Here is a 12429-nt window from a genome sequence, read left to right on the forward strand (position 1 = left end):
TAAAATTAAGAAAAATCTTCTTGTTTTGATAAAATTTAATTTTTGTTGTGAACAATTTAATTAACAAGTATTCTTGGTTTCGAGTCGCCTCTTTTTGGTTTTGAGTAACTAGTTTATTCTTGTTTAAAATTATTTTATTCTTCTACTTTGGTAAAATAATAATTCATTTCTCTATACCAGCTTGTCTGATTTCCGTTCGGATAACTGTGCACGTACCGCAATACTAAATACTTATTATTTATAATTATTGGTGTTGTTTTTCTGTTGAAAAAATCTTCTCGTTCAAATACTAATGGGATTTTTTTTAGAAATATCGAATCGTTGTATTTTAAATTAAATATTTTGAAAAGATTTTCTGTTGTAACAACTTCCTCTTCAGTATTAGATACGTATTTATCGTTTACTGTAGATTTTGGTTGACCCACAATTTGGCTCCAACCGTTTACTGCGTAACAAACTAGTTTCCATTTTGTTGACTGATTTATTGTTATTGCATCTTCTGAATTTAACTGCTTTTCAACGTTTTGAATTTGGCTTGTTATTATTTTTAATGAATCGTTATTTTTTACTTTAATTAAATTCTTTTGAAATTCGATTAACTCATTATTTTGTGAAAATGCAGTTAATGACATGGAGATTATAAATAATGATAGTAATTTTTTCATTTTTAAGTTTACATTATAAATAATGACTGATTTATTGAATAGTGATGAACTCAATTGGGTAGCCTAGCCCAGATTGAAACGGCATCCTTTTTAACTCTTTTTTTAGAGGTAAAAAGATACAGTGGAAAGCTGGAAATAGCTCCTGAAAAAACTATTTATTCATTTCCAAAAGCACTTCGTCCATGGCTTCGAGAATAATGGCGCAACCTTCGCGAATTTCGTCTTCGGAAATTGTTAAAGGCGGTGTAATTCTTATGGCATTTCCTTCAAATAACAACCAGAAGAGAATCAAACCTTTATCTTGACATTTAAAAATTACTTGATTGGTAATTTCTGGAGATGCGGTCATTGGTGCGAGCATTAATCCTTTTCCTCTGATTTCTAGTATCAAAGGATGTACCAAAAGTTGTCTGAAGAGCTTTTCTTTTTCTAATGTTTGTGCAATAAGGTTGGTTTCGGTAATTTCTTGTAGTGTTGCTAAGCATGCTGCAGCGATTACTGGATGTCCGCCAAAGGTTGTGATGTGTCCAAGTTTGGGATTATCGCTGAGTAAATCCATGTATTCCTCTTTGGCTACGAAGGCTCCAACTGGCATTCCACCGGCCATTCCTTTTCCGATGATCATGACATCTGGAACGACGTTGTAGTTTTCAAAACCAAATAATTTTCCGGTTCTACCAAATCCAGGTTGGATTTCGTCGATGATTAATAATGCGCCAACTTCGTCACAACGTTTTTTTACTTTTGCCAAAAAGTCATTTTGTGGCTGAATAAAACCGGCGCCGCCTTGAATACTTTCGAGAATTATTCCGGCTGTTTTGGTGGTTATTTTCTCTAAATCGGCTTCGTTGTTAAAGGTGATGAAATCGACATCGGGAATTAACGGACGAAAAACTTGCTTGCGCTCTTCAAATCCCATGACGCTCATCGAACCCATTGTGTTGCCGTGATAAGCATTGTGACAAGAAATTAACTGACTTCTACCTGTTACGCGACGCACTAGTTTTAATGCGCCTTCGCATGCTTCGGTTCCAGAATTTACCAAATATACTTTGTTGAGTTCTGGCGGTAATAAGGAAGCTAATAATTTGCAATATTCAACTGCTGGATTTTGAGCATATTCGCCATAAACCATGACATGCGAATACCGATCCAATTGGTTTTTGATGGCATCATTTACACGCTTATTTTGATGGCCAAGTGAACAAGCAGATACTCCGGCAACAAAATCTAAGTATTTCTTGTTGTCGCAACTGTAAATGTAAGAACCTAATGCATAGAAAATATTTATTCCTAATGGATAAGGTGTTGTTTGTGCTTGGTATTTTAGAAAATCTGGATTCATTTTTTTTATAGCTGCTAAGCTGCTAAGCTTCTGAGTTGCTAAGGTTCTAAGTTTTTTAGTTATTTTAGTTTTTTGTTGAAAAACTAAACTTTTTATTTTCTGACGAATTATTTGAGATTAAAATGCTACAAGTACAATCTGTGATTGCTTCATCTTTTCGATGAAAAACTGTCAGGTATTCTTTCTTCAAAATGGCAGCTTTACGGTTTTTGAAAATCTGCAACCTGAAATCTGCAACCTGCAATCTACAATATGCAATCTACAATCTACAATCAACAATATGCAATCTACAATCTGCAATCTACAATCTGCAATCAACAATCTAAAATCAACAATCTACAATCTGCAATCAACAATCTGCAATCTGCAATCTACAATCTACAATCTGCAATCAACAATCTGCAATCTACAATCTACAATCTGCAATCAACAATCTACAATCTACAATCTGCAATCTACAATCTGCAATCTGCAATCTGCAAACTTATTTCTTTTTATTCTTCTTGTCGTACTCTAACGTTTCTTTTCTAACTTTCATCGGAACGTCTTCTTTTAAATCGTCTTTCTTTTTTTGATCCTGAATTTTTTGATCGATTTCGTTCTCCTCTGGTGGAAAAATATCTTCTTTAGTTTTTATTCGTTCGTCGCCACGCCAAATAAAACCTCTCAGTTTACGAGCATTTTCGGGTAAATCCTTTTCGGGATAAATATCGCCATCAACTTGCTTGAAGAAGGTAATGGTTTCAATTTTACTTTTATCATCAATAATCATGTTGATTTTGCTACTCACGTTTTTATTGATTCCAATAAGCTCTTGAGCATCATTACGCATGTAATAAATTACTTCGGTATTCTTAACAATGTCAACATCTCGGAGTTTGTTTTCTAAAAATTTTCCGTAAAGATTTTGACCTTTAACTTGGTTATAACCTTCGCCAATGGTGTCTTTGGAAACTATAAAAGCATTGTTAAGTACTTTTAACGAATCGAGTTTTTCGGTCGAATTGTTTCCAATAAGATGCATAATATCGCCAGTCATTTGATTTTCGTTATTCCACAAAATCGGTTTTCCTATAAGTTTAGTAAGAGAAGTTTTTTCGCTAGAATGAATAGAGTCACATTTGCCACTCATATCACTTTTGAAAAAACGCGCATTGTTGTAACCACGTACCACACGTTCGCCAACTTTTCCTGTGATAACTAATCGTTTGGCGTGAATAAACATCGAATCGGTTTCCATTAAATACCGAACCGAAGCACGCTTGGTGATGAAAAGTGAATCTTTATTCTTAAAAATTTCGCCATAATGTCCTTTGGTGATGGCTTTATTTATTGAGTCGGTAATTTTTACATTTCTTGAAGCGGAAGCAAACTCTTTATTTCTATCGTAATACAAACTATCACCTTCTATGAGTCGGTCTTTATATTTAATGTATGAATTTTTGATAAAATGCGCTGTGTTTTTCTTGGTATTGTAAAATCCTTTTTCGGTGTAAATATAATTTTCTTTACTAGTAATAGTAGATGGTCCGAATAAATAAGAATGCCCCGAATTGGTGTAATAATCAAGATGATTCGACTTTATTACATACTGCGGATTGGTTAATACAACAGCGGTTAAAAACTGATATTTTTTCTGGTTTACAAAATACCTTCCAGATTTACTTTTTAACGTATTTTCTTTATTGATAATAGTGCCATACGAATTGTAGTAGGCTTCTTGTTTTACTCTGTCAAAATTGATTGTGTCGGTGGTAAGTGACATGTCTGGCGAACGCATGATGACATTTCCTGTTGCATAAGCTTGTTTAATATCGCCATTGTATTCGGCATATTTACTGTTTAAAAATAGAGTGTCACCTTGCACCATTTGAACATTTCCAAACGCCTTCATGTAATTTTCATTTTCAAAATAGTAGGCCTTATTGCACGTCATGATGACGCCATCGTGTTTTACCCTAACATTTCCTGTAAGTAGTATAGCGCCAGGGATTTCATATTCATTTCGATCTTGAAAATCGGCATATTCAATCAATATTTTACTTTTTTTCTGAGCGAAAACAGAAGCAAAACATAGCGTTACAAGTAGCAGTAAAAAGGTATATTTTTTCAAAGAATTTATTTTTGAAGCAAATTTATGAAAATAGGCGTACCAACTATCGTTATTAAGATATTTTTATGTTTGAAATGAAAGGCTAATTTTTATATTTGTGTTCGTGTTATCAAATTACACTGTTATGAAAAAAATAATTCTCTTTGCGTTAGTTGGTTTAACGCTAACTGCAACTGCTCAAAAGAAGAAAACCAAGAAAGCTATAAATCCTAAAAAAGAAGTTGTGACTCAAAAAAAAGCCGTCGTTTATCAAGTTTTTACACGATTATTTGGAAATAAAAATACAACCAACAAACCTTGGGGAACATTAGAAGAGAATGGAGTAGGAAAGTTTACTGATTTTACCGATACAGCTTTAACAGAAATTAAAAGTTTAGGTGTAGATTATATCTGGTATACCGGTGTTCCGCATCATGCTTTGGTTAACGATTATACTCAAATCGGAATTTCCAACGACGATCCAGAAGTGGTAAAAGGACGTGCTGGTTCGCCTTATGCCGTGAAAGATTATTATAATGTAAATCCAGATTTGGCGGTTGATCCAACGAAGCGATTAGAGGAATTTGAAGCGTTAATTGCCAGAACTCACAAAAACGGCTTGAAGCTTTTGATTGATATTGTACCCAATCATATTGCTAGAAAGTACGAAGGAAAAACCAATCCGAAAGGTGTACGAGATTTTGGTGCTGATGACGATACATCGGTAGAATATGCTCGCGATAATAACTTTTATTATATTCCAGGACAGCCATTTCAAGTGCCAACTTCGGATAATTACAAACCTTTAAATGGAGAAAAAAATCCATTAATAGATGGAAAATTTAATGAAAATCCTGCAAAATGGACAGGTAACGGTTCGCGATTGGCTAAGCCAGACATCAACGATTGGTATGAAACTGTAAAAATTAATTACGGAATTCGTCCCGATGGAAGTAAAGATTTTCCAGAATTGCCGGCAGGTTTCGACAAAAAATCGATTGAAGAGCATTACGAATTTTGGCAAGGAAAATCGGTTCCATCATCTTGGATAAAGTTCAAGGACATTGCTTTGTATTGGATTAATAAAGGTGTTGATGGTTTTAGATACGACATGGCCGAAATGGTTCCCTACGAATTTTGGAGTTATATGAATTCGGCAATTAAAACGAAAAATCCAAATGCTTTTTTGATGGCAGAAGTCTATAATCCAAAGGAATACAGAAATTATATTCACCTTGGAAAAATGGATTATTTGTATGACAAAGTCGAAACGTATGACTATTTGAAAGATGTAATTCAAGGAAAAAAAATGCCAGATGGACTAACTGATATTCAAAAAGGATTGTCCGATATTGAACATCACATGTTACATTTTTTGGATAATCACGATGAGCAACGATTGGCAAGTCCAGAATTTGCTGGAACTCCAGAAAAAGGGAAGCCTCTTATGGTCGTTTCTGCTACTTTGGGAACGTCACCAACCATGATTTATTTCGGACAAGAAGTGGGCGAAGCTGGAAATGAGAATGGGGGATTTGGAACGCATTCGAGAACTTCTATTTTCGATTATGTTGGTGTGCCAAATCATCAGCGTTGGATGAATGGCGGGAAATTTGATGGTGGACAATTATCGCAATCCGAAAAAGAGTTGCGTGATTTTTATAAGCGATTGTTGAATTTTACCAAAAGTAGTGCAGCGTTGATGGGGAAATTTGAAGAGATTCAAACCGTAAATCGAGATAAAACTGCGGGTTATGAACCAGGAAATTATGCCTATGTTCGTTATTCTGATGCAGAAAAATTGATTGTTGTTACTAATTTTTCTTGGCTTAATGCTAGCAATTTTACTTTGGCAATCCCACAACATATTATTACAGCGTGGAAATTGAAAGATGGAAATTATAATTTAAAAGAACAGCTTTACGGAAAGTCACCTACTTTAAAGGTTGAAAATGGAGTAGGTCAAGTCATAATTTCATTACAACCTAGCGAAAGTTTTATTCTAAAAATCAACTAAAATAAAAAGACCTTTTCAATTCTGAAAAGGTCTTTTTACTATTATTTTGTAATCGTTTGTTTTCTATCTGGTCCAACAGAAACAATTTTTATAGGAACTTCGACTTCTTTTTCTATGAACTCGATGTATTCTTTTAATTCTATTGGAAGTTCATCGTAGGTTGTCATTCCGGTTAAATCGGCTTTCCAACCTTTGAATTCAGAATAGATTGGTGTTACGTTTTCTTCTTCAATATTATAAGGTAAATGGTCAATTTTTTCACCTTTATAGTTGTATTGCGTACATACCTTTAAAGTATCGAATCCTGAAAGTACATCGCCTTTCATCATCATTAATTGGGTTACTCCATTAACTTGTACTGCATATTTTAAAGCTACTAAATCCAACCAACCGCAACGGCGTTTTCTTCCTGTTACACTTCCAAATTCATTTCCAACGCTTGCCATCATGTCGCCAGCTTCGGTAAAATCTTCGGTAGGAAATGGTCCAGAACCAACGCGAGTGGTGTAAGCTTTGAAAATTCCGTACACTTCTTTAATTTTATTTGGTGCAATTCCTAAACCAGTACAAGCGCCAGCAGCAGTTGTATTAGAGGAAGTTACAAACGGATACGTTCCGAAATCTACATCCAATAACGAACCTTGCGCACCTTCACAAAGAATTGATTTCCCTGCTTTTTGTGCTTGGTTTAAATATTCTTCGCTATCTATAAAATCTAATTTTTTTAAATCTTCGATAGCTTCAAAAAATTCTTTTTCTAATTCGGGTAAATTGTATTGAATGTCAACATTGTAAAAAGAAATCATTGCTTCGTGCTTGTCTGCCAAAGCTCGGTAACGGTCTTTAAAATCGGCAAGTTCAATATCGCCAACACGAATTCCGTTTCTACCGGTTTTGTCCATGTAGGTTGGTCCAATTCCTTTTAAAGTAGAACCAATTTTTGCTTTTCCTTTCGATGCTTCTGATGCTGCATCCAATAATCTGTGGGTTGGAAGTATTAAATGCGCTTTTCTTGAAATGATTAATTTTGATTTTAAATCTAAATTAAATTTAGCCAAACCGTCAATTTCGCTTTTAAAAACTACAGGATCAATTACTACTCCGTTTCCAATTACATTAATATTGTTGTCGTGAAAAATACCTGAAGGAATGGTTCTTAAAACGTGTTTTATTCCGTCAAATTCCAAAGTATGTCCCGCATTTGGGCCGCCTTGAAAACGCGCAATAATGTCGTATTTGGAAGTTAGAACGTCAACAATTTTTCCTTTTCCTTCATCACCCCATTGTAATCCTAATAATAAATCTACAGTCATTGTGTTAGTTGTGTGTTGTTGTTTTATGGCATACGATAACTAGAAAGTTGTCGCGATTTTATTCTTGTTTTTTGGTTCCGTAAAAGTAAAGCGAATGACTGTTAATATCAATATTAAACATTTCTTCGATTGTTTTTTTGATGGTTTGAATCCGTGGATCGCAAAACTCAATTACTTCTCCAGAATCGGTCATGATGATGTGATCGTGCTGCTTATCGAAGTATGATTTTTCATAATGGGCTTGGTTTTGTCCAAACTGGTGTTTTCTAACCAAACCGCAATCTAACAGGAGTTCGATGGTGTTGTACAAAGTAGCACGTGAAACACGATAGTTTTTATTTTTCATTTTGATGTACAAATTTTCTATATCAAAATGTTCTTCGCTATCATATATTTCCTGAAGTATAGCATAGCGTTCAGGCGTTTTGCGATGGCCTTTGGCTTCAAGATACAAGGTAAAAACATTTTTTACAATTTCTTGATTGTGGTTGTTATCGGTAGCTATTAGTGTCATATCTGGCAAAGATAATTTTTTTGTTTTAGGTTTAAAAATATAACTATCAAAAGTTTATAATTTAAGTTCTTCTAATTAGTATAAACTCTTGATACTTTATCAATTCCGTCAATTTTCTTAATGTTATCAATAAGTTTTTTCAAGATGGTATTGTTTTGAACCACAACCGTTACTTGTCCGTTAAAAATTCCGGCTTCACCATTCAAAGAGATGCTTTGGATGTTTACATTCATTTGGCTCGAAATTACTTTGGTCAAATCGTTGGTCAATCCCAAACTATCCATTCCAGTAATTTTAAGAATAGCTTTGAATTCTTGTTGCGATGAGTCAATCCACTTGGCTTGCATCACGCGGTACGCATAATTAGATTGCATTGAAATTGCGTTTGGACAATCGCGTTTGTGTACTTTGATGCCTTCGTTGATTGTTACAAATCCAAATACTTCATCGCCAGGAATTGGATTGCAACAAGTCGAAAGTTTATAGTCTAATCGATCTTGTTCTTTTCCGAAAACCAATAAATCGTAGTTACTGCTGAGTTCTTGTTTATTAATATCTGCAGAAGTTCCAGGCGTACGTTTTATTTTGTTTTTAAAGAAATTAATTAAGGTATTGCTTTTTTGCGCGGCATAATCTTTCAACTGTTGGTTTTCAATTGCGCCAGCACCAACGCGATAAAATAAATCCAAGCTGGTTTTGAGTTTGAAAAAATTCACCAATTCGTTAACCACACTTTCGTTAAGCGTAATTTTTAAATGTCTTAATTTTCGAGTCAGCAGTTCTTTTCCTTCTTCGGCAATTTTTTTGGTGTCTTCGTTTAAGACATTTCTTATTTTGTTTTTAGCTCTTGAAGTGGTTACATAATCCAACCAATGTAGCGTCGGTTTTTGATTGGCAGAAGTTATAATTTCTATCTGATCGCCACTTTTTAATTCATGATTTAACTGTACTAATTTTCCGTTTACGCGTGTGCCGCGTGTTCGAATTCCGATTTCAGAATGTATGCTAAAAGCAAAATCCAGTGAAGTCGCACCTTTAGGTAACGATTTTATTTCTCCTTTGGGTGTGAACACAAAAATTTCTTTCGCATACAAATTCATTTTAAAATCTTCTACAAAGTCGACCGCATTGGTTTCCGAATTTTCTAAGGCTTCTTTTAGCAAATTAAGCCAAACATCCAAACCACTTTCTTCAGTAGCACCTTGTTTGTATTTATAATGTGCAGCATAACCTTTTTCGGCAATTTCGTCCATGCGTTCGCTGCGCACCTGAATTTCTACCCAACGACCTTTTGGTCCCATAACAGTAATGTGCAAGGCTTCGTAACCTGTAGATTTTGGTGATGAAATCCAATCGCGCAATCTACTTGGACTTGGGCGATAATGATCGGTTACAATAGAATATATTTTCCAAGCGAGGAATTTCTCGTCGTGTAGATTCGATTTGTATATAATTCGCAAGGCAAATTTGTCGTAAACTTCATCAAAACTTACATTCTGTGCTGCCATTTTGCGACGGATGGAATAAATAGATTTCGGTCTGCCTTTTATTGTGTAATCTACACCTTCATCGTTTAATGATTTTTTTAAAACAGATGAAATCGATTCGATGTAAGCGTCTTGTTCTTCTTTGGTTTCTTTTATTTTGCTAACAATATCATTGTAAATACTTGGTTCAGTGTATTTTAATCCTAAATCTTCCAATTTGGTTTTGATGTTGTACAATCCCAATCGGTGAGCTAGTGGTGCATAAATGTATAATGTTTCGGAGGCAATTTTAACTTGTTTGTAATCGGGCATCGAATCCATAGTTTGCATATTGTGCAACCTATCGGCAATTTTTATCAAAATTACACGTACATCATCGTTTAGAGTAAGCAGCATTTTACGGAAATTTTCCGCTTGCATCGACACATTCAAATCTTTTTGAACCATCGAAATCTTGGTTAATCCTTCAACAAGCTGTGCAATTTTAGGATTGAACATTTTTTCGATATCATCAATAGTAACGTCGGTGTCTTCCACCACATCATGCATTAATGCGGCAGCGATACTCGTTGCTCCAAGTCCGATTTCGGAAGCCACAATTTTGGCAACTCCAATGGGATGAAAAATATAAGCTTCGCCAGATTTTCGGCGCTGGTCTTTGTGTGCGTCTACGGCTACATCAAATGCTTTTCTGATGATTTTTTTGTCGTCTGGTGTAAGTGTTTGATAACTAATGCGAAGCAATTCTTTGTATTCTCTTGCAATTGCTTTGTTTTCTTCTTCAATTTCAATTTCTGTCATAGCGTATCTTCAATACTCTAAAAGTAGGAATAAATATTGAAATAGGCAAGTGCTAAACAATAATTTGAATAGTAAAAGATCTGCACTTGTTTAGGCTTTAAGTAAGAATGGAAGCCGATTTAATTAACTTTAGAAAAATCTAAATCATGAAAATCGTAACTAAAATCGGTTAATGGTGAAATTGCCTTCATTTTAAAATGATTTGCAGTTCCATTTGCATCCAAATCAAAGAAAATATGAGCATCGGCATTAAAACTTCTAATGTTCCATTTTACAACAAAATTTTGGTTTTTGTAGAAAAAGATTTCGCCTGATAATCTCGGTGAACGCACCGATTTGAAATATAATTTTCCTTTTTTCTCAGAAATACTAATAACTCCGAACCAATTGTCTTTGTAAGTTCCAATGTATTTTTGCGTATCTATTTTGATTTTTTCTTTCTGATTTTTAGCTACTGTTTCCCAAACTTCATCCGTAATTTTATCGGCATCGTCTTCTTTTTGTTTTCGGTCTTGAGACAATGCAATCACGTGATCGGGATTTGTTAATCCTAAATAACTATCTTTTATAGTATTTGAAATCGCATTGAAAGCCGAACCCGATTGTTGATTAGTTAAAACAATAATTCCTAGTTGAAGATCTGGAATCATAATTGTTTGGGTAACAATACCATCTAATCCACCAGTGTGAGATACTTGTAAATGACCATTGATATCAGTCAATTGCCAACCCAATCCGTAGGCTTTGAAATTGCTAGAATAAGGCAATGTACCGCCATTGGGAAGTAGGGTTTGCGGTTTCCACATTTCAGCATGTACTTTTTCACTAAACAGTCGTTGGTTACTTTCGTTACCATATTTTCCTTTTTGTAGTTGTGCAATAACCCATTTACTCAAATCATTGGTACTGGAATAAATTCCGGCTGCTGCGTCAAAAATAGTGTTGGTATATCTCGGAATCACAACTAGTTTTCCATCGGTTGGAACATGTGGTACAATCGTATTTGTAGTATCTTTTAAACGATGCCAAGATGCAGCACTGTTGTTCATTTTTAGTGGTTTAAGAATTCGGTCTTCTACAAAATCGCACCAAGATTTCCCTGAAACTTTAGCAATCACTTCTCCTGCAATGACATACAAAAGATTGTCGTAATCATATTTTGCTCTAAATCCTGAAACGGGCTTAAGAAATTGAATGTTTGCAATGATATCTTTTGGAGTAAAATTGTGTCCGTCGGGCCAAATCATTAAATCTCCGGCGCCAAGACCAAGTCCGCTTCGGTGTGTAAGTAAATCGCGAATGGTGAATTCTGCTGTAACATAATTGTTGTACATCTTGAATTCTGGAATGTAGGTTATAACTTTATCATCCCATTTCAATTTGCCTTCATCAACAAGCATTGCTAATGCTGCGGTTGTAAATGCTTTACTGTTTGAGGCAATTCCGAAAAGTGTATTACCATCTACTTTTTGTTGCGTATTGCTATTGGTTACTCCATAACCTTTTGAAATAACTACTTTTCCATCTTTAACAATTGCAACTGAAATTCCCGGAACATTGAATGTTTTCATGGTTCTGTTGACCACATCATCCAATGCATTTTCTGAAATTTGACTGTAAGATTTCGTTAGTACCAGCAATACTAAAGTATAGAAAAGTAATTTTTTCATGTTATGAATATAAATTTTTAGAAAAATATTATTTTTTTCCAATCATGTAGTCAAGACTATATTTTCCTGCTCCAGTAAAAAACAAACCTAAATAAATGACTAGATAAACAAAAGCTGAATTTACATTAGTACCGTGGTCGCCCGATTCTAGAACTGCGAATTGCGCAATAGAAACTACAATGTATCCCATACAGATGATTAATGGAATTAATGATAATCTTGTAAATAAGCCAATTGTTAAAAGTAAACTACAAAAGAACTCTGCAAAAACTGTTAATCCCAAAGCAATTGAACCAGACATTCCTAAAAAACTTACATTTTTTGTCCAAAAATCGGAAGCAGCCATTTCATTAAAATGGATTAATTTTTCGTAACCTAAAAAGGCCATTAGTACGCCGATTATTACTCGAATAAGAAAAATTCCTAGCGATAAATTAAAAGGTTCGATAGAATTTGAGAAGATTTTTTTCATGGTTAAATTGGTTTTAAGAATTGTTTAATTTGATTTTAACAATTCAAATTTAT

At 34.4% G+C, this 12429-nt stretch carries 9 protein-coding genes; 1 reads left to right on the forward strand and 8 read right to left on the reverse strand.

Features of this window, described 5'->3' with window-relative positions; genetic code table 11:
* Positions 1-134: 134 nt before the first annotated feature.
* The 3 genes from ACZ098_RS10835 to ACZ098_RS10845 all read right to left on the reverse strand — a co-directional run bounded on the left by ACZ098_RS10835 (position 135) and on the right by ACZ098_RS10845 (position 4123).
* Entirely contained in the window at positions 135-665 is a 531-nt protein-coding gene (locus tag ACZ098_RS10835; protein ID WP_487311760.1) for a hypothetical protein, read from the reverse strand.
* A gap of 151 nt (positions 666-816) precedes the next feature.
* Positions 817-2010, reverse strand: a complete 1194-nt coding sequence (locus ACZ098_RS10840; RefSeq protein ID WP_487311761.1) for an aspartate aminotransferase family protein — start codon at positions 2008-2010, stop codon at positions 817-819.
* A 484-nt stretch (positions 2011-2494) separates the two neighbouring features.
* On the reverse strand, positions 2495-4123 hold the full coding sequence (locus ACZ098_RS10845; protein WP_487311762.1) for an OstA-like protein: 1629 nt from the start codon (positions 4121-4123) through the stop codon (positions 2495-2497).
* Positions 4124-4247: 124 nt separating this feature from the next.
* On the opposite strand from ACZ098_RS10845, the gene ACZ098_RS10850 reads away from it, so the two are divergent.
* A complete protein-coding gene (locus ACZ098_RS10850) occupies positions 4248-6119 on the forward strand; it encodes an alpha-amylase family protein (protein ID WP_487311763.1) in 1872 nt (623 codons plus the stop codon).
* A gap of 41 nt (positions 6120-6160) precedes the next feature.
* On the opposite strand, the gene ACZ098_RS10855 is transcribed toward ACZ098_RS10850, so the two are convergent.
* The 5 genes from ACZ098_RS10855 to ACZ098_RS10875 form a co-directional block, all read right to left on the reverse strand.
* Entirely contained in the window at positions 6161-7432 is a 1272-nt protein-coding gene (locus ACZ098_RS10855; RefSeq protein ID WP_487311764.1) for an adenylosuccinate synthase, read from the reverse strand.
* Positions 7433-7490: 58 nt separating this feature from the next.
* Positions 7491-7946: a Fur family transcriptional regulator gene (locus ACZ098_RS10860; RefSeq protein WP_487311765.1), complete on the reverse strand. Its 456-nt coding sequence runs from the start codon at positions 7944-7946 to the stop codon at positions 7491-7493.
* 71 nt (positions 7947-8017) lie between these two features.
* On the reverse strand, positions 8018-10234 hold the full coding sequence (locus ACZ098_RS10865; RefSeq protein WP_487311766.1) for a RelA/SpoT family protein: 2217 nt from the start codon (positions 10232-10234) through the stop codon (positions 8018-8020).
* Positions 10235-10353: 119 nt separating this feature from the next.
* A complete protein-coding gene (locus tag ACZ098_RS10870) occupies positions 10354-11904 on the reverse strand; it encodes a serine hydrolase (RefSeq protein WP_487311767.1) in 1551 nt (516 codons plus the stop codon).
* Positions 11905-11932: 28 nt separating this feature from the next.
* Positions 11933-12376 carry a DoxX family protein gene (locus ACZ098_RS10875; RefSeq protein ID WP_487311768.1) on the reverse strand — a complete coding sequence of 148 codons (444 nt, stop codon included), beginning with the start codon at positions 12374-12376 and terminating at the stop codon, positions 11933-11935.
* Between the last annotated feature and the right edge of the window lie 53 nt (positions 12377-12429).

It is taken from the genome of Flavobacterium sp. SP2 (assembly GCF_057626655.1).

Coding starts and splice junctions, on each gene's coding strand:
- ACZ098_RS10865 (WP_487311766.1), bottom strand. CDS start 10,234: ATGACAGAAATTGAAATTGAAGAAGAAAACAAAGCAATTGCAAGAGAA.
- ACZ098_RS10850 (WP_487311763.1), top strand. CDS start 4,248: ATGAAAAAAATAATTCTCTTTGCGTTAGTTGGTTTAACGCTAACTGCA.
- ACZ098_RS10855 (WP_487311764.1), bottom strand. CDS start 7,432: ATGACTGTAGATTTATTATTAGGATTACAATGGGGTGATGAAGGAAAA.
- ACZ098_RS10860 (WP_487311765.1), bottom strand. CDS start 7,946: ATGACACTAATAGCTACCGATAACAACCACAATCAAGAAATTGTAAAA.
- ACZ098_RS10870 (WP_487311767.1), bottom strand. CDS start 11,904: ATGAAAAAATTACTTTTCTATACTTTAGTATTGCTGGTACTAACGAAA.
- ACZ098_RS10835 (WP_487311760.1), bottom strand. CDS start 665: ATGAAAAAATTACTATCATTATTTATAATCTCCATGTCATTAACTGCA.
- ACZ098_RS10875 (WP_487311768.1), bottom strand. CDS start 12,376: ATGAAAAAAATCTTCTCAAATTCTATCGAACCTTTTAATTTATCGCTA.
- ACZ098_RS10840 (WP_487311761.1), bottom strand. CDS start 2,010: ATGAATCCAGATTTTCTAAAATACCAAGCACAAACAACACCTTATCCA.